The sequence below is a fragment of the Amycolatopsis jejuensis genome, from assembly GCF_000717335.1.
GTDB classification, from domain to species: domain Bacteria; phylum Actinomycetota; class Actinomycetes; order Mycobacteriales; family Pseudonocardiaceae; genus Amycolatopsis; species Amycolatopsis jejuensis.
In genome coordinates, this window is record NZ_JNYZ01000012.1 from 432,070 (window position 1) to 452,837 (window position 20,768).

The window sequence follows — 20,768 nt, forward strand, 5'->3', positions numbered from 1 at the left end:
AACCGATCACGCTGAGTGCATCAGGCGTCGATCAGGGATTGCGGAGGACATGGCTAAGAAAGACGGGGCCATCGAGGTCGAAGGCCGCGTGGTCGAGCCGCTCCCCAACGCGATGTTCCGCGTCGAGTTGGAGAACGGCCACAAGGTCCTGGCACACATCAGCGGCAAGATGCGGCAGCACTACATCCGCATCCTGCCGGAGGACAGGGTTGTCGTGGAGCTGTCGCCGTACGACCTCACCCGTGGTCGCATCGTCTACCGCTACAAGTGATCACACTGAGCCCGAGCAGAGCAGGAAGCAGGAAGACGTGAAGGTCCAGCCGAGCGTCAAGAAGATCTGCGACAAGTGCAAGGTGATCCGTCGTCACGGCCGGATCATGGTGATCTGCGAGAACCTGCGTCACAAGCAGCGTCAGGGCTGATCACCGCACTGCAGCAGGCCGATTGACGGCTACCCACCTCCCCGCACCTGCCGGGCCGCAGCACGCGGTCCGGTACACCCCCGGACTTCAGGCCGGGGCCGGGACACCCGGGGCGCAAGCCACGGGCACGACAGGCGAGTCGGTTCCGGAACCGGACGGGGAGCAGACCTGAAGACGAATGCGAAGAAGGAGTACCAGTGGCACGACTCGCTGGCGTAGATCTTCCCCGCGAGAAGCGGTTGGAGATCGCGCTGACCTATATCTACGGCATCGGCCGTACGCGCTCGAAGCAGATGATCGCTGCTGCCGAGCTCAACGCGGACACCCGCGTGAAAGACCTCAGCGACGAGGACCTCGTCAAGCTGCGGGACTACATCGACGAGAACTTCAAGGTCGAGGGTGACCTTCGCCGTGAGGTGAACGCCGACATCCGGCGCAAGATCGAGATCGGCACCTACCAGGGCCTGCGCTGGCGTCGTGGTCTTCCGGTCCGCGGGCAGCGGACCAAGACCAACGCCCGTACCCGCAAGGGCCCGAAGAAGACGGTCGCCGGCAAGAAGAAGGCAGGCAAGAAGTGAGCGTCCAGGGCAAGAAGGTCGTACGCATGGGTGGTGCGGTCCGCCGCTCCACGGCGTGTGTCTCGCCCAAGGCGCTCTACGCCCGCCCGATGGCGCTGCGCAACCTGTACACCGACGCCGGATCCATCATCCGCCGCGGGCAGCAGGAAGCGGTTGTCGCTCACCAAGAGAACGCGCGCTAACAGGAGAACCCTCAGACAATGCCACCCAAGACCCGCACCGGCGGGGCCAAGAAGGTCCGCCGCAAGGAAAAGAAGAACGTCGCGCACGGTCACGCGCACATCAAGAGCACCTTCAACAACACCATCGTCTCGATCACGGACCCGACCGGCGCCGTGATCGCGTGGGCCTCGAGCGGGCACGTGGGCTTCAAGGGCTCGCGCAAGTCCACCCCGTTCGCCGCGCAGATGGCCGCCGAGAACGCCGCCCGCAAGGCGGCCGAGCACGGCATGAAGAAGGTCGACGTGTTCGTGAAGGGCCCGGGTTCGGGCCGCGAGACGGCGATCCGCTCGCTGCAGGCGGCCGGCCTCGAGGTCGGCACCATCCAGGACGTGACCCCGCAGCCTCACAACGGCTGCCGCCCGCCCAAGCGGCGCCGGGTCTGAGGAACGGGGAGGAGTACTAAGAAATGGCTCGTTACACCGGCCCCGCGACGCGCATCTCGCGTCGCCTCAAGGTCGACCTCATCGGTGGCGACCAGGCTTTCGAGCGGCGCCCTTACCCGCCCGGCCAGCACGGCCGCGGCCGGATCAAGGAGTCCGAGTACCTCCTGCAGTCGCAGGAGAAGCAGAAGGCCCGCTACACCTACGGCGTGCTCGAGCGGCAGTTCGTCCGGTACTACAAGGAAGCCGTGCGGCGTCCTGGCAAGACCGGTGAGAACCTGCTGCAGATCCTCGAGTCGCGGCTGGACAACGTGATCTACCGCGCCGGTATCGCCCGCACCCGCCGTCAGGCGCGGCAGCTGGTGAGCCACGGGCACTTCGTGGTCAACGGCGTCAAGGTCAACGTGCCGTCGTACCAGGTGTCCAAGTGGGACATCATCGACGTGCGGCCGAAGTCGATGGGCATGCTGCCGTTCGTGGCGGCCAAGGAGTCCTTCGGCGACCGTCCGATCCCGGCGTGGCTGCAGGTCGTCGCTTCGAACCTCCGCGTGCTGGTCCACCAGCTGCCGGAGCGCGCGCAGATCGACGTTCCGGTTCAGGAACAGCTGATCGTGGAGCTCTACTCGAAGTAGTGATTTACCGGGCGGCGGCGCCCCGAGTGCGCCGCCGCCACGCCATCCCTTCGGCGTCATATGGCGGGCGCCGTCTGGAAAGGAACAAGGAACAATGCTGATTTCCCAGCGGCCGGCTCTCGGCGAAGAGACGGTCAACGAGACCCGCTCCCGGTTCACCATCGAACCGCTGGAGCCCGGCTTCGGCTACACGCTCGGCAACTCGCTGCGGCGCACGCTGCTGTCGTCCATTCCGGGCGCGGCCGTGACGAGCATCCGCATCGACGGCGTGCTGCACGAATTCACCACCGTTCCCGGGGTGAAGGAAGACGTCACCGACATCATCCTGAACCTCAAGGAGCTCGTGGTGTCCTCGGAAGAGGACGAGCCGGTCACCATGTACCTGCGCAAGCAGGGCCCCGGTGAGGTCACGGCTGCCGACATCGTGCCGCCCGCGGGCGTCACCGTGCACAACCCGGATCTGCACATCGCGTCGCTGAACGGCAAGGGCAAGCTCGAGATCGAGCTCGTCGTCGAGCGCGGCCGCGGGTACGTTCCGGCCCTGCAGAACAAGCAGGCGGGCGCGGAGATCGGCCGGATCCCGGTCGACTCGATCTACTCGCCGGTGCTGAAGGTGACCTACAAGGTCGAGGCCACCCGTGTCGAGCAGCGCACCGACTTCGACAAGCTGATCCTTGACGTCGAGACCAAGCCGTCGATCACGCCGCGCGACGCGGTCGCGTCGGCGGGCAAGACGCTGGTGGAGCTGTTCGGTCTCGCCCGCGAGCTGAACATCGACGCCGAGGGCATCGAGATCGGCCCGTCGCCGCAGGAGGCGGACACCATCGCCGCCTACGCGATGCCGATCGAGGACCTGGACCTCACCGTCCGGTCGTACAACTGCCTGAAGCGCGAAGGTATCCACACGGTGGGCGAGCTCGTCTCGCGCAGCGAGGCGGACCTGCTCGACATCCGCAACTTCGGCGCCAAGTCGATCGACGAGGTCAAGCTGAAGCTGGTCGGCCTCGGCCTCGCGCTGAAGGACAGCCCGCCCGGGTTCGACCCGACCGCGGCTGCCGCCAGCTACGACGGTGAGGGCTGGTCGGAAGGCGTGGCCGGCATCGGCGGCGGGATTTCGGACGACGGCCACGACGATGGCCAGGACTACGCAGAGACCGAGCAGCTCTGAGGCCTCGTGCCTGGACGCTGTGAGCTGAACTAGGAGAAAGTCATGCCCACCCCTACCAAGGGAGCCCGGCTCGGCGGGTCCGCCGCGCACGAGCGGCTGATCCTGGCCAACCTGGCCACGCAGCTGTTCGAGCACGGCAAGATCACCACGACCGAGGCGAAGGCCAAGCGGGTGCGCCCGCTGGCCGAGAAGCTGATCACCAAGGCGAAGCGGGGCGACCTGCACAACCGCCGTCAGGTGCAGCGCGTCGTCCGCGACAAGGACGTCGTGCACAAGCTGTTCGCCGAGATCGGCCCGCACTTCGCGGAGCGCGCGGGTGGCTACACCCGGATCACCAAGACGCTGCCGCGCAAGGGTGACAACGCGCCGATGGCGGTCATCGAGCTGGTCGCGGAGAAGACCGTGACGTCGGAGGCCGAACGGGCACGCAAGACGAAGTTCGCGAAGGACGAGGCGCCTGCCGCTCCGGTGGTCGAGGAAGCCGCTTCGGAAGAGGCTGCTGTTTCGGAGACTCCCGAGGCTGCTGCTTCTTCGGAGGAGACGGCTCCGGCTTCGGAAGAGGCCGCTGCTTCGGACGCCGACGCCAAGAAGGACTGACGTCCTGCCTGCACTGTCTACATCGGATGAGCCCGCCACTCCCTCCGGGGAGGGCGGGCTCGTTCGTCTGCGCCTGGACGTGAGCTACGACGGCACGGAGTTTTCCGGCTGGGCCCGGCAGCCCGGGCGGCGCACCGTGCAGGCCGAGCTGGAACAGGCGTTGCAGCGTCAGCCACCTGGTGCTGCGGTGCCGAAATCGGTGGTCGTGGCGGGCCGGACGGACGCCGGGGTGCACGCGACCGGACAGGTCGTGCACGTCGACGTGGTTCCTCTTTCCCCGGACGCGCCGGGCCGGATTCCCGTTGATGCGCAAGGAATTCCGGACTTGACCCGGATGCGTGGCCGGTGGAACAAACTGCTGCCCGCAGATGTGCGGGTACTGCAGGCGTCGGTGGCCCCGTCCGGTTTCGACGCCCGGTTCTCGGCCATCCGGCGGCACTACCGGTACCGCGTCTCGGACGCACCGTGGGGGGTGGATCCGTTGCGCCGCAACGACACTCTCGCGTGGGGCCGTCCATTGTCGACGGACCGGATGAACGCGGCCGCGCAGTCGTTGCTGGGACTCCAGGACTTCGCCGCGTACTGCAAACAGCGGGAGGGCGGCACCACGATCCGCGAGCTGCAGAGTCTGGAGTGGACGCGGATCGACGAGTACCTGCTGGAGATGCAGGTAAGCGCGGACGCGTTCTGCCACTCGATGGTCCGCAGCCTGGTGGGAGTCCTGCTGCTGGTCGGCGACGGTCGGCGCGGCACCGAATGGCCCGGTGACGTGCTGGCAAGCGGCGAGCGAGACAGCGCCGTCGCTCCGGCGCACGGCCTCACCCTGACCGCCGTCGACTACCCGCCGGACGCCCTCCTCGCCGCCCGCGCCGAACAAACCCGCAACGTGCGCACCCCACCCGCTCCGTGAAGGTCCGTGAAGGGAACCATCAGGGAATCAGATTCCCTCATGGTTCCCTTCACGGACTTCAGTCGCCGCGGCGGACCGGGCCAAGGAGCTGCTGTTCCTTCTGCGTCGTGACCAGGCGCAGCGGGCGCCACAGGTTGCGGCCCAGCGCGACGACCTGGTCGTCCTTCAGCGTGGTCAGCTGACGCATCATCTGCGGCGGCAGGCGCCAGATGCGGGCCGCCAGCTCGGCCTGTCCGGCCGGAAGACGTTGCATCAGCACGAGGTCCGCGGCGTTGGCGGTGGCACCGGCCTGCGGGTGCAGGTACGGCAGCACGTACACCGTGGTCTGCCAGGGCGAACGCGGTGGGAACAGGTCTTGCGGAGTCGGGCCGCCGTCGGTGACCACGAGGAGCGGCGCGTCTTCCGACGGCCGCGGCAGCTCGACCGGCGACAGCCGCCGGATCTGCACCAGCGGCGACGGGCGTCCGTCCGGGCTTCCGGCGGCCTGTGACAGCACCTGCCACGCCGCCGGACGTCCGGTGGCCACCACGACCCACGCACCCACCGCCATCGCGCGCAGGGCGACCTGACGGGCCAGGTAGAGCCCGCCGACGAGCACGATGCGGGTCGGCGTGGACCGCAGCGCCGACACGGTCAGCGGTTCGCCCTTGAGCCCGGACCCGAGAACGATGCCGCCGCGGTCGCCGGACGGGCTGATGGCGTCGAGCATTGCCGGGTCGACGGTGAATTCCGGTGCTACGCCTGCGTTCTGCCCGGCGTCGCGAAGACGCGTGCTCATGCCGTCGCCTCCTTGAGGAGTTGCACACTGGCCGTCTTGGAGGCGACGGCATGAATAACCATGATTCGCTGGCAAGCGGCGCTCATGCGGTCCCTCCGATCGGCAGGGTCGAGGCGAAGGCCGAAACCTGCAGCCCCCGCAACGGGGTGAGGTCGACGTCGAGCCGCTCGGCGATGCTCTGCAGCCGCTGGTCGGCCGCGTCCAGCTCACGTGGGTTGCGGGCACTCAGCCGGACCACGCCGCGCAGGCCGATGCGACCCTCGTCGGCGGACGGGGAAATCGACATGGCGACCGTCGCGGACAGCGCCCGCACGCTCGTGAGCGCGTTGAGGCTGCCGCTGATCTTTCCCTTGGGCCAGCTGGTGATCGCGTAGCTGGAGTGTCCGATACCGGCCGCGGTGACGCCGGTCCAGCTCTCCGAGAGCGTGACCTTGTCGGCCGAACCGGCGACCGCGGTGAGCTCGGCCGCGGAGATGCTGGCGCGCAGCAGCTCGTCCGGGTCGAGCGGCCGGGTCGGCACCCCTTGGGACTCCAGCGCGTTGCGCACCCGCGACAGCGCACCGATCAACGCCCGATGCGCCCCGACGACGCCGCCCCCGCGCTCCCGGATCGCCTCCGGACACCGCCGCGGGTCGAGCCGGATCGCGATCCAGGTGGTCCGCCGGGCGGCCGCGGGCAGCGGGCCGAGCACCTCGAGGTACGAGCTGAGCGCAGGCGAGTCCGCGGGCAGGGCCGCCGAACCGGGGTAGCTGTGCCAGATCATCTGAATGGAGTCGAGCAGCACGCCGCGGTCTTCCAGGCACGGCGCCAGCGCGGACAGCGGAAGGCTGGTACCGCCACCGGCCTGGGTGATCATGGCCGGCGTCGGCTCGACGAGGAGTACCGCGGTCCAGGTCCCGTCGTTCCAGGCAATCCCGACCTGCTGCCGCTCGTGGTCGACGCCATGCGCCACCACGAGGTCCGGCACGGCAAGCCGCAGCAGGTTCACGCGCGCATCATCGGGCCCGGTGACTGCCGTTTCTTCGGCAAGCTCCTCGATACTGCCGGGCGGCGGCGGAATCGCAACGCGCCCGTGCGAGCGGAACCGGTACCGCAACGTGAGCCCGAGCCACTGGGTGAACCAGCGCCCACCCCAGCGCAGAAACGCCAGAACGAGCCCGACGGCAGCAACCCCGATCGCGACATACTTCAGCGACATGTCGATCGCCAGCAGAATCAACCCGATCGCGACGCCGACTTCGAGCACCACGAGGTTCGCCACGGGCAACGGCCCGAGCGAGATCCCACCGGACCGGTGACGTGACGGAGGCGCCATCCGCAGCGCCGTGGCAACTCCGCCGGGGGCGGGTTCGCCACTGCCTTCGGGACCTCCGCTGCCCCCGCTACCGCCGGGGCCTCCCGGGCCACCCGGGCCGCCGCCAGGACCTCCCGGGCCTCCGGGACCGCCGCCACCAGGACCTCCTGGGCCTCCGGGACCGCCACCACCTGGGCCTCCGGGACCGCCACCGCCAGGACCGCCACCTCCGGGCCCGCTGGGCCCGTTTCCTCCAGGACCACCGGGCCGAGGCCCGCCAGGGCCGTTACCGCCAGGACGCCCGGTCCGCGGGCCGGTAGGCCCACCGGGACCACCCGGGCCGGTAGGCCCGCCCGGACCACTCGGGCCTCCGGGCCCACTAGGGCCACCGGGCCCGCCCGGCCCATTCGGACTACTGGGACCGCTCGGTCCGCCAGGCCCTCCGGGTCCGCCAGGACTGCCGGGCCCATTCGGGCCTCCAGGCCCGCTCGGCCCCGTGGGCCTGCCCGGCCCACTCGGCCCACTCGGCCCACCGGGCTGGGGCACACCGGGCTGGGGCACCCCGGGAGGCGGGGTGTTGGGGCCAGGAACACCAGGCCGCCCAGGACCACCCGGCCCACCCGGGCCCCCAGGACCACCAGGTGCCCGAGGAGGCACGCCAGGCCCACCGGGACCCCCGGGCCCGCCCGGCCCACCCGGACCCCCAGGCACGCCCGGCCCACCAGGTCCCCCCGGCCCACCGGTTCTGCCCGGCCGCTGCGGCCCCTGAGGACGCCCCCCAGGCGGCGGTGGCGGCCCCTGCGGTCCCGGTGGCCCTTGCGGACCGGATGGACCAGGCGGACCAGGCGGACGTGGAGGCGTGCTGACGGACATCCGCGCGTTCTCTTCCCCTCGTGGCTGCTGCGTACCCGGAAAGCCGGTCCCGGGATGCCTGACCCTAGCCGGAGTTGGTAGAAACCCCACACCAGACGGTCCCCGTACGGCTATCCTGCGGAACCGTACCGCGACGGGGAGGACTGTAGGTCGAGAATGCCATCAACGCCCACGACTAAGTCTCAGGTCCAGGCCTACAAGTTCGTCCTGCGCCGGATGCAGTCCGCCCTGGTCCGCCGCGATGCGGTGATGCTGCACGACCCCATGCGCACGCACGGGCGCGCGACCATGGTCGGGGTCATCCTCGGCGTGCTCGGCGCGGTCGTTTTCGTCCTGTGGGGCCTGCTGAGCCCCGCCCCGTCGGTGCCGTCGTCGGACAACATCGTGATCGGCGAGCAGTCGGGCACGGTGTATGTCGTCACGGGTAATCCGCAGCGGCTCATCCCCACTTTCAACCTCGCGTCGGCGCGGCTGATCCTCATGGCGCAGAAGCAGCAGGCCCAAAAAGGCCAGGGCGGTCCCCAGCAGCAGGCGGCCGAGGTGAAGAACCCCAGCGTCGTCTCGGATGAACAGCTCAAGAACATCCCGCGCGAGAAGCTCACCGGGATTCCGGACGGACCGCAGCTGCTGCCGTCGGCGGAGCAACGGATTTCACCCAACTGGGCGGTCTGCGACCAGGTGAAGCTCGACCCGCAGCTGCCGCAGCCGGACAGCATCAACCAGACCGGCACCGACGTCATCGCGGGCGTCGCGAACCTCGGCGCGGAGCTGCAGGAGAAGCAGGCCCTGCTCGGCGACGCAGGCAACGGCAAGACGTACCTCATCTACCGCCTCGGGGCCACGCAGAGCCGCCCCAACGCGAACACCGTGCGCGCCGAGGTGCCGTCCGGTACCAACGACCCGGTGCGCTCCGCGCTGCAGCTGCCGGCGAAGTCGCGCAAGGTTTCGCAGGCCTTCCTGAACGCGATCCCGGAGGTCACGAAGCTGGTCCCGCCGCTGGTCGACGGCGACGGGTCGACCCCGCCGAGCAACTTCGACGGCCTCACCGTCGGCAACGTCTTCTCGACCCAGCCTGCCGGTTCGGCGCCGGAGTTCTGGCTCATCGCGAAGAACGGCATCCAGAAGGTGTCGCCGGCCGTCGCGGACATCGTGCGTACGGCCAAGAGCGGCGGCACGGCCACCACGCCCACGCTGGGCCTCGACCGGATCAGCAACGTCAAACAGCTGCGCGCGGGCGACCAGGGATACGTGAAGGTCGACGACTACCCGAAGGAGGTGCCGACCGTCCTCGACGCCACCCAGGGCTCGCCGGTCGCGTGCCTCGGCTGGTCGCTCAACGCCGACCGCACCCAGGCGCACACGTCGGTGTACATCAACAACCGGATCCCGGTGGAGGCGAACGCGGACGGCTCGTCGCGCGTCCTGAGCGTCGGCAACACCGGCCCGAACGGCTTGCCCATCACCGGTTTCTACCTGCCCGCGGGGTACGGCGCGGTGGTGCAGTCGGCCACCGAGAGCAGCGCGACCTTCGGCAAGGGCCCGATCCAGCTGATCTCCGACCGGGGGATCCGCTACGGCGTGCCGGACGCGGCGACCGCCGACACGCTCGGCCTGGACAACCGGCTGCCCGCGCCGGAGTCGATCATCGGGCTGCTGCCCACCGGCGCCTCGCTGAACACGCAGAACGTGCTGAAGCAGTTCGACTCGGTGCCGATCGACCCCAACGCCGGGTCGTTCCCGCAGGCCGCCGGACAGCAGAAACCGGCAGGGAACTGATCGCGGGTCCCGTCCGTCACACTCGAACACAGCCGGGTGAGCGGAGGGATGTCGTGAGAGCGCCGGAAAGCAGTCCGGGTACGAACGCCGTGCGGATCGAGAGCGCGGTCGTCGGCGGCTACGCGGCGAAAGTCGCGCGGGCCGCCGACGAGCTGGAGACCGCCGCAGGCGAGGTCGGCGCGGGGGCAACCACCGCCGAGGCGTACGGCGAAGCCGGTGCCGAGCTGGGCGTCCCGCAGTCGTACGCACAGGCGTCGCAAACGCTGCGCGGGCAGCTCACCGCGGGGGTGGCGGCGCTGCGGTCGGTCACCGCGGCGCTGGAGCAGCTCACCACCGGGCACGTCGAGCGGGACGCGGATGCGGCCGAGCGGATCGAGCGTGCCGGGAGGATTTCGTGACCGAGGCATCGCTGGCGTACGTGACCGATCTCGCGCGTGAGCTCGGCGTCACCGACCCGGTCGGCACCTACTACCGGCCGATCACCGGACGCTGGGAAGACCTTGGCGCAGAAGCGGAACGCCTGCGTGGCGCGGCCCGCACGGCCGCCCGGGTCTCCACGGATCTCGCCGACGACCTCGGCCGGATCGACGCGTCGTGGTCCGGTCCGGACGCCGACGCATTCGTGGCTTACCTCGGCGAAATACGCGCGGCGAGCGAGGGCGCGGAGGATGCGCTCGACGCCCTCGCCGGTTCGCTCGACCAGCTCACGGAATCGCTGCGCCGGATCGCGGGCGCGGCGGAGGAAGTACTGGTGGACGCGGCGGATCTGCTGTCGGAGTCGGCAATGTTGCCTGCCGGCGGAACCCGGGCGCGTTCGCAGCTGCGGGAAACCGAGCAGTCGCTGAAGTCCCTGCACGAATCGGCCATCGAGGTGTTACGCCAGTTCGGCACGTTGTGCGACGGCGTCGACGCTCCGGCCGGGCGGCAGGCGAGCATCGAGCTGCGCCACCACTATCCGGCGCACCAATTCCGGCTGCACGACGCGGATACCGGCGGCGCCGACGAAGTGGTCAGTGCTTCTTCCGCCGAGAATTCCCCTCCGGACAAGGAAACCGCAGCCGCTCCGCAGCCGGACTCGGATCAAGGGTCAGGCATGTCGGTGATGCCGATGATGGGCTTCGCCGGGATCGGCGGCATGGGTGGCTTGGGCGGGGGCGGTCGCTCCCGCAAGCCGAAGCAGCGGACGGCAGGCACGACCTCGGAGCTCTTCGGCGAGCCGGCACCGGCTGCTCCGCCGTTGATCGGCCAGGACCCGCCCGTGAAGAAGGACGAAAAACCGCAGAAATAAGGGCCGCCCGCCGCGGAGAATGCGGTGAGCGGCCCTCTCCGGATCAGTGCTCCGGGCGGTTGCGCCGGATCGTGTGCATCACGAACAGCGTGATGATCAATGCGGCCAGCCCGCCGCCGGTTCCGGCGAGCGCGACGATCATCGGCGTCGAGCTTCCTCCGTCGGCCGGGGGCAGATTTGCCGCCTGTACCACGGGTTTCGGCGGGGCGAGGTTGCCGACGTCACCGGGCAGGTTGGCGGTGAGGGCGGCCACCGGGTCGATCACGCCGTAGCCGACGAAGTTGTCGCGGCCACCGGGTGCGGCGGGGTGCTGCGCGGTCGCCTCGATGCGCTTGATCACCTCGCGGGCGTTGAGGCGCGGGTACATTGAGCGGACCAGCGCGGCGACCCCGGCCACGTACGGCGCGGCGAAGCTGGTGCCCTGGATCGGCGACGGGTTGCCGCCCGCGATGGTGAGGTTCGCGAGCCCGGTCGAGCCCACCGCCGGGTCGAGCGACACGATCTTGGTGCCCGGCGCCGCAACGCCGACCCACGGGCCGTGCACACTGAAGCTCGCGACGCCACCGCCGTCGTCGATCGCGCCGACCGACAGCACGTCGTCGGAGAACCACGGCGGCGTGACGATGGACTTGGGCTTGTTCGGGTCGGCCTGGTCGTTCTGCGGGCAGCTGTCCGAGACGTTGCCTGCCGCCGCGACCACGACGACGTCGCGATCGGCCGCGTAGCGCACCGCCGCCTGTACCTCGCGCTCGCCGGTCTGGATGTCGCCGGGTCCGGTCGCGGCCCGGCAGTGGTCCACCGACATGTTGATCACCCCGGCGCGGTGGCCGTCGGCGATGTTGCGGATGATCTGGGCGAGCGTGTGCAGGGTGCCGGCGGTGCCTTTCTTCTGCAGCTGCCGGTTGTCCCCCTTGTCGTTCTGCTGTTTCGCCGTGCCACCCGGCGCGCCGCCGCCGTTCTCCGGAGGCAGCGCGGTACCGGTGTTGCCCCCGGGCGGCTGCCCGGTGTTGCCTGCGGGCGGCTTGTTCCCCCCGGACGGCGGCTGCCCGGTGCTGGGCGTTCCCGCCCCGGCGCTGTCGTCCTCGGCGTAGTTCTCGCTGAGCTGCCGGTACGAGACGATCCGGGCGTCCGGCGCGACGCCGATGAAGCCGACCTTCGGATCCTGCGGGTTGGCCGCGATGATCCCGGCGACCTCGGTGCCGTGGCCGTCGCAGTCCTGCAGGCCGCCGGGCTGCCCGTTGTCCGGGTTCGCGACGTAGTCCCCGCCGCTTTCGACCCGGCCCTGGAACCACGGATGCGGTGTGACCCCGGTGTCGATCACGGCGACTTTCTGGTTGCCACCAACCGATCCGGTGGTCGCGCGCACGATGTCCTGCGCTTTCTGCAGCTGCAGGTAGTCCTGGCCCCACGGGCGGAAGTTGATCTCGACATTCTGCCCGAGACTGCGTTGCACGCATTCGGTTTTCTTCTTGTACGTCTTGTCCGGGCCGCCGGTGTCGGTGGGTGGCGAATCGCCGGGGGACAGCGGTGGCGGCGTGGCCCAGGTCCCGGCGAGAGTGCCCGCTGTCTGCGCCGACGCCGGGGCGGCGGCGATCGGGGACAGCACGCCGAGCCCGGCCACCAGCACCGCGACCCCGGCCCGGCCAGGCAGGCCGAGCCGGCGGCGGAAGGCGTGCATCCGGGCGCTCACTTGAGGTTGAGGTGGCGCAGCGTCGAGTAGAGGTCCATCACGCCGAGCGCGAGCGGCAGCACCACGGCGATGCAGATCGCCTCGATGATCTCGACCGTGCGCCGCAGCGGCGGCGAGAACCGCTGGTCCGGGAACACCACGCCGACCACCAGCGAACCCGCGGCGACCAGCACCAGCGCCGCGAACACGTACAGCAGCCGGTGCTCCGCGGTGGCCGCGAAGAGCCAGCCGAGCAGGATGCCCGCGGCGGCGACCATGCCGGTGGTGAGCAGTGCGATGGCCTGCGCGCCGTTGGCGTAGGACCGCGCCCGCAGCAGCAGTACCAGCGTGGCGACGACGCCGAGGATGATGCCGAAGACGTTGGGCGCGGTGGCCGCGAGCACGGCCGCGACCGCGGTGGTGGCGCCGCAGCCGATCATCAGGCCGGTCATGTAGTCGTGCGCGACCGCGGTGCGCTGCTCGATCGCCTGGTAGTCGGGGAAACCGGAGTCTTCCTTGAGTTCCTCGGCGGTACCCGGCACGTGCGGCAGCGGCAGCTTCGCGAGCCAGATGGTGGCGCGCGGCAGGAACGAGATGCAGGCGAGGGCGACCGCGACGGCACCGGCCGCGACCGAGGCGGTGGAGGCGTTCGTGACCAGCGTGGCCACCAGGAAGGCGATCGCGCCGAACACGCCCGCGGTGGCGGTGGCGATGAACACCCGGATTCCCGCGCCCATGATGAGGATGCAGACCGCCGAGACGATCAGCACGAGCACTGCGCCGAGCAGCAGGTTCGCCCGGACGGACAGCCCGGGGACGATGTAGAAGCCGCTCACGAAGGCCAGTGGCAGGCCGCCCGCCGCGGCGATCAGCACGCCGGTGGCCTCCGCCTGGTACGCCTTGGCGAGCGTGGCGCCGACCGCGACGCAGGCGATTGCGCCGAGGCCGCCCGCGATGGCCGGGCCGAGCGCCGAACCGCCGTAGAGGGAACCGCTGAAGAACAGGGCCAGCGCCGAGAAGAAGAGCGCGAGCCCGCCTGCGACGTGCCCGAAGCGGCGCGCGGTTTCCTTGGTCCACGGGCGGAAGGTGTCCGGATCGGCTTCCGCGATGGCGTCGACCACGTCGTCGTACAGCGGGGGCGGCGGGTTCTCGTTGCGCTTGCGCAGCTGCAGGAGCTCGCCGTCGACCACGCCGAGGGAGGCGAGCGTGCGGCTCGGGTCGAGCGGGGCGTCGCCGAGCTTGGCCAGCGCCCATCCGCCGTGCCGGGCACCGCCGTCCGGGGTGACCTCCTTGGCCATCTCCAGGAGCATGGGCAGCAGGTCGGCGACCGCGACGTCGGCCGGAAGTGCGACGTCGATGCGTGTGGTCGGTGCGACCACCGTCACCCTGCTGAATACCGTCGTGCCCGTTGCCACTCGATGCCCCCGCTCTGCTGAGTCAACTCCCCGGGAACTTATACCGAACCTGGTGACAGGTTTCAGGGCGTGTCCGTAAATCGTCGGCGAAAATACCCGTCCAGGCCGGTTCGGAGCGCTTTTCTCCTGCGGGTTCGTCCGCCGGGGCCGTTTACTGTCGGTGGTGGTCCCTACACTCGGGCGCACTGTGAGGACGGGTCCCGCCGGGGCCCGGGGAGGGGAGTGCGCGGTGCCGATCCAGGAGTTGGCCGGATTTCCGGGGCGACGTTCGATAGGTTGTCCCGCGCACCCGGGTGCAGGCGTCGAGCAGGAATAGAGGGGTCCCTTCGATGAGCACGCTGCAGTTCAAGAAGTCGCCGCGGCTGGCCGCGCCGCGCCCGCCCGGCGGCGAGGTGCACCTGGAACCCCCACCCGAGGTACCCCGCACGATCCCGGGCAACATCGTCGCGAAGGCCATTCCGGGCGTCATGATCTTCGCGTCGCTCGGGATGATGGTCTTCATGTTCACGGCCGGCGGCCGCAACCCCACCACGATCATGATGAGCGGCATGATGCTGATGGGCACCGTCGGCATGCTGGCAGGCGGTGGCGGCAAGGGCGGTGGTCAGAAGCGCGCCGAGATGGACGAGGACCGCAAGGACTACCTGCGGTATCTCGGCCAGATGCGAGACCGCGCCCGCGAGGCGATGGTCGACCAGCGGGCCGCGCTCGAATGGGTGCATCCCGATCCGCAGTCGCTGTGGTCGCTCGCGGCCAGCCGCCGGATGTGGGAACGAAGGCAGAACGACCAGGACTTCCTGCACCTGCGCGTCGGCCGCAGCTCGCACCGCCTCGCCACCCGGCTGGTCCCGCCCCAGACCGGCCCGGTCGACGAGCTCGAGCCCATTGCCACCCTCGCGCTGCGCCGGTTCGTGCGCGCGCATTCGATCGTGCCCGACCTGCCCACCCAGATCACGCTGCGCGGGTTCGCCGCGGTCAGCATGCAGGGCGAACGCGTGCTCACCCGTGCGCTGGCCCGCGCGATGGTCGCCCAGCTGGTCACCTTCCACAGCCCGGACGACGTGATGATCGCGGTCGCCACCGCGGGCCGGGCGAAGGAGGAGTGGGAGTGGGCGAAGTGGCTCCCGCACGTCCAGCACCCCACGCTGGCCGACGGCATCGGCCAGCTGCGCATGATGGCCGGGTCGCTCAAGCAGATCGAGACGTGGCTGGACGACGACCTGCGGGACCGGCAGCGGTTCTCCCGCAACGCCACGCCCGCGCCCGACCAGCCGCACGTCGTGATCATCATCGACGACGCGGAGGTCACCCGCGAGGAGCAGATCATCCTCGAGGAGGGGCTGGTCGGCGTCACGCTGATCGATCTGTCCGACTCCATCGGCAACCTCGCCGCCCGCCGCGGCCTGCGGCTCGTGGTGGAGGAGGAGCGGCTCGGCGCGCGCAGTGCGGGCGGGGTCGAATGGTTCGGCCGTCCGGACTGGTTGTCGGTGGTCGAGGTCGAGGCGCTGTCCCGGCTGATCGCGCCGTACCGCGTCGGCGGTGGCGGCGGGCAGGACGTCAGCGAGGAAGAACCGCTGCTGTCCAATCCCTCGCTGCTCGAGCTGCTCGGGATCCCGGGCGACCCGATGACGTTCGACGTGCAGGGGGCGTGGCGGCCGCGGCCGATCCGCGACCGCTACCGCGTCCCGTTCGGTGTCGGCGAATACGGCCAGCCGGTGGAGCTCGACATCAAGGAGGCCGCGGCCGAGGGCATGGGCCCGCACGGGCTGTGCATCGGCGCCACCGGTTCCGGCAAGTCGGAGTTCCTGCGCACGCTGGTGCTGGGCATGCTGGCCACGCACTCGTCGAGCACGCTCAACTTCGTGCTGGTCGACTTCAAGGGTGGCGCGACGTTCCTGGGGCTGGACAAGGCGCCGCACGTGTCCGCGGTCATCACCAACCTCGCGGACGAGGTCACGCTGGTCGACCGGATGAAGGACGCGCTGGCCGGCGAGATGAACCGGCGGCAGGAAGCGCTCAAGAACGGCGGCAACTTCAAGAACGTCTGGGAGTACGAGAAGGCCCGGGAGAACGGGGCCGACCTCGACCCGCTGCCCGCGCTCTTCATCGTCTGTGACGAGTTCTCCGAGCTGCTGGCCGCGAAGCCGGACTTCATCGACCTGTTCGTCGCCATCGGACGGCTGGGCCGGTCGCTGCAGATGCACATGCTGCTCGCGTCGCAGCGGCTGGAAGAAGGCAAGCTGCGTGGTCTCGACTCGCACCTGTCGTACCGGATCGGCCTCAAGACGTTCTCCGCGGCGGAGTCCCGCGCGGCGATCGGCGTGCCGGACGCGTTCGAGCTGCCGTCGGTGCCCGGTGGTGGCTATCTGAAGTACGACACGTCCACGCTGGTGCGGTTCAAGGCGTCTTACGTGTCGGGCCCGTACCGGCCCGCGGGCATCAAGGCGGCCGGTCCCGCGGCCACCGTGGTGCGGGCGGACAAGCGGCCGCAGCTGTTCGTCCCCGATTTCGTGGAGCTGCCCCGGGAACCCGAGCCGGAGCAGAGCGAAGAGGAAGCGCCGAAGCAGGAGGCGCCGCAGCAGCCCGAGGAGGCGGTGGAGCCCAGCGAGCTGGACGTCATCGTCAGCCGCCTGATCGGCCAGGGCCCTCCCGCGCACGAGGTCTGGCTGCCCCCGCTCAACGAGCCCAACTCGCTCGACACGATGCTGCCCAACCTCAACCCCACCGACGACCGCGGGCTGTCCCCGGTCGGGTTCTTCGGGAACGGGCGGCTGCAGGTGCCGATGGGCATCGTCGACCGGCCGTACGAGCAGCGGCGTGACCTGCTGTGGGCGGACTTCGCCGGGGCGGCAGGGCACGGTGTCATCGCCGGTGGGCCGCAGTCGGGCAAGTCCACCATGCTGCGCACGCTGATCATGTCGATGGCGCTCACCCACACGCCAGAGGAAGCGCAGTTCTACTGTCTCGACCTCGGTGGTGGCACGCTCGCCGGGCTGTCCGACCTGCCGCACGTCGGCGGGGTCGCGGTGGCCAGGCGCGAGCCGGACAAGGCCCGCCGGATCGTCGCGGAACTCACCACGCTCATGACCGAGCGCGAAGGCCGGTTCGGGGCGATGGGCATCGACTCGATGACCGAGTTCCGCAACCGCAAGCGCCGTGGCGAGATACCGCCGGAGCAGGACCCGTTCGGCGACGCGTTCCTGGTCGTGGACAACTGGCGGGCGCTGCGCGACGACTTCGAGGAACTCGAAATCTCGATCACGCGGCTGGCCACGCAGGGTCTTGCCTACGGCGTGCACGTGATCATCTCGGCCAACCGGTGGGCGGACCTCCGCCCGGCGATCAAGGACATGATCGGCACGCGGTTCGAGCTGCGCCTCGGTGACCCGACGGAGTCCGAAATGGACCGCCGGATCGCGGTCAACGTGCCTGCCGGGCGGCCGGGCCGCGGGCTCACCCGCGACAAGCTGCACATGCTCACCGGGCTGCCGCGGATCGACGGGTCGAGCGATCCGGAGACGGTCGCCGCCGGGGTCGCGGACGCGGTGGCGAAGATCCGCGGGGCATGGCGGGGCCGGGTGGCTCCGCAGGTGCGGCTGCTGCCGGAGATGGTCACCTACGACGAGGTGCTGCAGATCGACGGCAGGCGGGACACGAAGCTGGTCCCGATCGGGGTCAACGAGGAGGACCTGGCACCGATCTACCTCGATTTCGACGCGGATCCGCACTTCTTCGCGTTCGCCGACGGCGAGTCCGGCAAGACGAATCTGCTGCGGCAGATCGCGCGCGGCATCTCCGAGCGCTACACGCCGCAGGAGGCCGTGATCCTGCTGGTCGACTACCGGCGCACGATGCTCGGGTTCCTGGAGGGCGATTCGCTGCTCGGGTACGCGGTTTCGTCGGCGCAGCTGGAGAGCATGGTCACCGACGTGTTCGGGTCGATGACGCGGCGGCTGCCGGGTCCGGACGTCACGCAGGAGCAGCTCAAGAACCGGTCGTGGTGGACCGGGCCGGAGCTCTTCGTGCTGGTCGACGACTACGACCTGGTGGCAACGCAGACGTCCAACCCGCTCAAGCCGCTGTCGGAGTTCCTTGCCCAGGCGAAGGACGTCGGGCTGCACCTGATCGTCGTGCGGCGCAGCGGTGGTGCGTCGCGGTCCACGTACGACCCGGTCATCGGCAAGCTCAAGGAGCTCGCGGCTCCCGGCATGGTGATGAACGGCTCGAAGGACGAGGGCGTGCTGATCGGCAACATCCGCCCTGGCCCGATGCCGCCGGGCCGGGGCAACCTGCTCACGCGCAAGGCGGGCAAGCAGCTCGTGCAGGTGTCGTGGATCCAGCCCGACTGACCGGCGTCCGCGCGCCCGGCGGCGGGGGTGCGTGGTGACGGTGCGGGTCGCGGTGGACTTCGGGACGTCGAGCACGTGTGTCGTCGCCTCGGTCAACGGCCGCGAGCCGCAGGTCGTGGTGGTCGACGGGCAGCCGCTGATGTCCTCGGCGGTGTACGCGGCGGCCGACGGCACCCTGTTCGTCGGCCAGGAGGCCGAACGGCAGGCGGCTGTCGACCCGTCGCGCTACGAGCCGAACCCGAAGCGGCGCATCGACGAGGGCGAGCTGCTGCTGGGTGAGGCCGTCCTGCGGGTCACCGACGTCGTGCACGCGGTGCTGGAGCGGGCCGTCACGGAGGCCCGGCACATCGCCGGCGACGCCGAGGTCGACCTGCTGGTGCTCACGCACCCGGCCGACTGGGGCGCGATCCGCACCCGCCTGCTGCGGCAAGCAGCGGGACGGCTGGCGCGGGAAGTCGCGCTCGTCCCGGAGCCGGTGGCCGCGGCGGTGTATCACGCGGCCACGTTCGCCCCGGTGGCCACGCCGGACGGGCGCACGGTCGAATTCTCCGGCAGCCCCGGTGACGCGCTGGCCGTACTCGATCTCGGTGGCGGCACGGTGGACGTGAGCGTGGTCCGCCGCTCGCCGGAAGCCGCCCGCGCGGCGCGGGTGCCAGGCAGCCCACCGCAACGCGGCGGATTCCAGGTACTGGCCACCCGCGGCGACCCGAGCTTCGGCGGTGCCGACATCGACCAGGCCCTGCTGGACCACGTCGGCTCCCTGGTGTCGGGCACGGACCCGGAGGCATGGCAGCAGCTCGTCGAAGGCCGGGAACTGGCCGACCGGCGCCGCCGCCGGGTGCTGCGGCAGGACGTCCGCGGCGCGAAGGAAACGCTGTCCCGGCACGTGTACACGGACGTCCCGCTACCCCCGCCGTTCGCCGACGCACACGTCACGCGCGAGGACCTGGAACGCCTGATCGGCACGCCGCTGGGCCGCGTGGTCGAACTGACGGTCGCCGCCATCACTGACGCAGGTCTGCGCCCAAGGCAGCTCACCGCGATCTTCCTGGTCGGCGGCTCGAGCCGGATCCCGATGATCTCCCGCTTGGTCCACGAACGCACCAGCGTGGTCCCGACGAGCCTGGACCAGCCGGAGACGGTGGTCGCCCGAGGCGCCCTCCGGGCAGTCCAGCTGGACCCGGACCGCACCGGCGCCCTCCCAGGCACCCGAGGAGACCACCGAACGGAAATCGTCCAGGGCGATGGGCCCGGCGGTGATCCACGCTTCCGCCGCGGTGCGCCTTCCCCGTCGAGCGCCCCGCTGCCCGCACAGCCGCATGGCGGGCTGCTGAACTCGGGATTGCCGAATGCCGGGCGCTCGAACATTGGACCTTCGAACGCTGGGCCGTCGAACGCTGGGCCGTCGAATATTGCAACGCCGAACGCCGGGCCGCGGAACGCTGCGATGCCGAACGCTGGGCCGCCACACGCTGCCTCACCGACTGCCGGGCCACCGACTGCCGGGCCGCTGAATGCCGGGTCCGCGGGCACGGCCTCGCCGAACGCCGGGCCGCCGAATGCCGGCACCCTGAACCCCGCGTCGCCGAACGCCGGGCAGTTGAACGCTGCACCGCCGAGCGGCCCCTTGTCAGGCGGCGGGCAGGCGCCGAACGCCTTGTCCCCGAATGCTTCGCCATCGAGCGGTCCGCTGCCCCACTTCCCGCCCGGCGCTGCCCGGCCACCATCCGGCCAGCCGCCGCACTCACCGCGACCGCACACCCCGCCGCCGAATGGTCCGCGGGCGAATATCCCGCAAACCCCATCACCCGGCCGATTCTCGCCCGCCCCATCCGGCGGCGACGCTCAGAACGCGAGCTCCGGCAAGGGCGGGTCCTCGAATAAGCGGCGCTGGTGGATCACCGGAGCGGCGGTAGCGCTCGTCGCGGTGATCGCGGCCGGGGTCGTCTTCTTCCTGAACCGCGACCGCGAACCCGAAGGCCGCACGTTCGCGCAGTACGACTTCAGCCTCGTCGCCCCGGTCGACTGGGTGCAGACCACCGACCAGGTCGCCGACCGGCAGGTCATCCTGCACCCGCCGGACGCGCTCGCGGGCAACGATCTCGTGCTGGCGCAGGAGTTCGTCATGGACTACGACGCCACCGCCGATCGGCAGCGGATCGTCACGGATCTGCAGTCCAGGACAAGCAAAAGTGCGGATTACACTGCGTTCCAGGCGAACCTGACCTACGGTGGCCGGAGTGTGATCGGCTACCACGAGCGCAAACCGGACGGGATCAACGTCCGCTGGTATGTGCTGGTGCAGGGGCGGATCAGGGTGCACGTCGGGTGCCAGTTCCAGGTTCCGGCGTTGCAGCAGCGTGTCGACGCCGCATGTGAACAGGTCGTGCGGACGTTGAAGATCACCAGCTGAAGGA

At 70.3% G+C, this 20,768-nt stretch carries 18 protein-coding genes; 14 read left to right on the forward strand and 4 right to left on the reverse strand.

Features of this window, described 5'->3' with window-relative positions; all coding sequences use genetic code 11:
- Positions 1 to 49 precede the first annotated feature (49 nt).
- From infA to truA, 9 genes are all read left to right on the forward strand, one after another.
- Positions 50 to 271, forward strand: coding sequence for a translation initiation factor IF-1 (gene infA, locus OO71_RS19560; protein ID WP_010541191.1), 222 nt, complete (start codon positions 50 to 52; stop codon positions 269 to 271).
- A gap of 37 nt (positions 272 to 308) precedes the next feature.
- Positions 309 to 422, forward strand: coding sequence for a 50S ribosomal protein L36 (gene rpmJ, locus OO71_RS19565; RefSeq protein ID WP_004558882.1), 114 nt, complete (start codon positions 309 to 311; stop codon positions 420 to 422).
- 197 nt (positions 423 to 619) lie between these two features.
- On the forward strand, positions 620 to 1,000 hold the full coding sequence (gene rpsM, locus OO71_RS19570) for a 30S ribosomal protein S13 (RefSeq protein ID WP_033291200.1): 381 nt from the start codon (positions 620 to 622) through the stop codon (positions 998 to 1,000).
- The gene (locus OO71_RS19575) at positions 997 to 1,182 is read left to right on the forward strand and encodes a hypothetical protein (protein WP_033291201.1); all 186 of its coding nucleotides are present in this window, start codon (positions 997 to 999) and stop codon (positions 1,180 to 1,182) included. The genes rpsM and OO71_RS19575 overlap by 4 nt, the downstream gene beginning before the upstream one ends.
- Before the next feature lie 18 nt (positions 1,183 to 1,200).
- Positions 1,201 to 1,605, forward strand: coding sequence for a 30S ribosomal protein S11 (gene rpsK, locus OO71_RS19580; protein WP_033291202.1), 405 nt, complete (start codon positions 1,201 to 1,203; stop codon positions 1,603 to 1,605).
- Positions 1,606 to 1,628: 23 nt separating this feature from the next.
- On the forward strand, positions 1,629 to 2,234 hold the full coding sequence (rpsD, locus tag OO71_RS19585; RefSeq protein WP_033291203.1) for a 30S ribosomal protein S4: 606 nt from the start codon (positions 1,629 to 1,631) through the stop codon (positions 2,232 to 2,234).
- Positions 2,235 to 2,328: 94 nt separating this feature from the next.
- Positions 2,329 to 3,402 carry a DNA-directed RNA polymerase subunit alpha gene (locus tag OO71_RS19590; RefSeq protein WP_033291204.1) on the forward strand — a complete coding sequence of 358 codons (1,074 nt, stop codon included), beginning with the start codon at positions 2,329 to 2,331 and terminating at the stop codon, positions 3,400 to 3,402.
- 42 nt (positions 3,403 to 3,444) lie between these two features.
- Entirely contained in the window at positions 3,445 to 3,999 is a 555-nt protein-coding gene (rplQ, locus tag OO71_RS19595; RefSeq protein ID WP_033291205.1) for a 50S ribosomal protein L17, read from the forward strand.
- Between the two features lie 73 nt (positions 4,000 to 4,072).
- The gene (gene truA, locus OO71_RS19600; RefSeq protein WP_156096406.1) at positions 4,073 to 4,909 is read left to right on the forward strand and encodes a tRNA pseudouridine(38-40) synthase TruA; all 837 of its coding nucleotides are present in this window, start codon (positions 4,073 to 4,075) and stop codon (positions 4,907 to 4,909) included.
- 58 nt (positions 4,910 to 4,967) lie between these two features.
- On the opposite strand, the gene OO71_RS19605 is transcribed toward truA, so the two are convergent.
- Entirely contained in the window at positions 4,968 to 5,687 is a 720-nt protein-coding gene (locus tag OO71_RS19605; RefSeq protein WP_033291206.1) for a hypothetical protein, read from the reverse strand.
- Between the two features lie 82 nt (positions 5,688 to 5,769).
- Positions 5,770 to 7,002, reverse strand: a complete 1,233-nt coding sequence (gene eccE, locus OO71_RS19610) for a type VII secretion protein EccE (protein ID WP_033291207.1) — start codon at positions 7,000 to 7,002, stop codon at positions 5,770 to 5,772.
- Between the two features lie 1,008 nt (positions 7,003 to 8,010).
- Here eccE and eccB point away from each other — a divergent pair.
- The 3 genes from eccB to OO71_RS19635 are packed head-to-tail and all read left to right on the forward strand — an operon-like array spanning position 8,011 to position 10,918.
- Entirely contained in the window at positions 8,011 to 9,630 is a 1,620-nt protein-coding gene (eccB, locus tag OO71_RS19625; RefSeq protein WP_084145045.1) for a type VII secretion protein EccB, read from the forward strand.
- Positions 9,631 to 9,683: 53 nt separating this feature from the next.
- A complete protein-coding gene (locus OO71_RS19630; RefSeq protein ID WP_245633718.1) occupies positions 9,684 to 10,028 on the forward strand; it encodes a hypothetical protein in 345 nt (114 codons plus the stop codon).
- Complete coding sequence (locus tag OO71_RS19635; protein ID WP_033291211.1) at positions 10,025 to 10,918, forward strand: WXG100 family type VII secretion target; 894 nt, start codon at positions 10,025 to 10,027, stop codon at positions 10,916 to 10,918. The genes OO71_RS19630 and OO71_RS19635 overlap by 4 nt, the downstream gene beginning before the upstream one ends.
- A 43-nt stretch (positions 10,919 to 10,961) precedes the next feature.
- Here OO71_RS19635 and OO71_RS19640 read toward each other — a convergent pair whose 3' ends face one another.
- Together OO71_RS19640 and eccD are read right to left on the reverse strand one after the other, a co-directional pair.
- The gene (locus tag OO71_RS19640) at positions 10,962 to 12,596 is read right to left on the reverse strand and encodes a S8 family serine peptidase (protein WP_051791708.1); all 1,635 of its coding nucleotides are present in this window, start codon (positions 12,594 to 12,596) and stop codon (positions 10,962 to 10,964) included.
- An 8-nt stretch (positions 12,597 to 12,604) separates the two neighbouring features.
- Complete coding sequence (gene eccD / locus OO71_RS19645) at positions 12,605 to 13,972, reverse strand: type VII secretion integral membrane protein EccD (RefSeq protein ID WP_033291212.1); 1,368 nt, start codon at positions 13,970 to 13,972, stop codon at positions 12,605 to 12,607.
- A 359-nt stretch (positions 13,973 to 14,331) separates the two neighbouring features.
- Here eccD and OO71_RS19650 point away from each other — a divergent pair, with 359 nt between their 5' ends.
- Both OO71_RS19650 and OO71_RS52260 read left to right on the forward strand, forming a co-directional pair.
- Positions 14,332 to 18,351, forward strand: coding sequence for a type VII secretion protein EccC (locus OO71_RS19650; protein ID WP_033291213.1), 4,020 nt, complete (start codon positions 14,332 to 14,334; stop codon positions 18,349 to 18,351).
- 34 nt (positions 18,352 to 18,385) lie between these two features.
- Positions 18,386 to 20,764, forward strand: a complete 2,379-nt coding sequence (locus OO71_RS52260) for a type VII secretion-associated protein (protein ID WP_033291214.1) — start codon at positions 18,386 to 18,388, stop codon at positions 20,762 to 20,764.
- The last annotated feature ends 4 nt before the right edge of the window (positions 20,765 to 20,768 follow it).

Coding starts and splice junctions, on each gene's coding strand:
- OO71_RS19640 (WP_051791708.1), bottom strand. CDS start 12,596: ATGCACGCCTTCCGCCGCCGGCTCGGCCTGCCTGGCCGGGCCGGGGTC.
- OO71_RS19650 (WP_033291213.1), top strand. CDS start 14,332: ATGAGCACGCTGCAGTTCAAGAAGTCGCCGCGGCTGGCCGCGCCGCGC.
- eccE (WP_033291207.1), bottom strand. CDS start 7,002: ATGGCGCCTCCGTCACGTCACCGGTCCGGTGGGATCTCGCTCGGGCCG.
- OO71_RS19605 (WP_033291206.1), bottom strand. CDS start 5,687: ATGAGCACGCGTCTTCGCGACGCCGGGCAGAACGCAGGCGTAGCACCG.
- eccB (WP_084145045.1), top strand. CDS start 8,011: ATGCCATCAACGCCCACGACTAAGTCTCAGGTCCAGGCCTACAAGTTC.
- infA (WP_010541191.1), top strand. CDS start 50: ATGGCTAAGAAAGACGGGGCCATCGAGGTCGAAGGCCGCGTGGTCGAG.
- OO71_RS19590 (WP_033291204.1), top strand. CDS start 2,329: ATGCTGATTTCCCAGCGGCCGGCTCTCGGCGAAGAGACGGTCAACGAG.
- rpsK (WP_033291202.1), top strand. CDS start 1,201: ATGCCACCCAAGACCCGCACCGGCGGGGCCAAGAAGGTCCGCCGCAAG.
- rplQ (WP_033291205.1), top strand. CDS start 3,445: ATGCCCACCCCTACCAAGGGAGCCCGGCTCGGCGGGTCCGCCGCGCAC.
- rpsD (WP_033291203.1), top strand. CDS start 1,629: ATGGCTCGTTACACCGGCCCCGCGACGCGCATCTCGCGTCGCCTCAAG.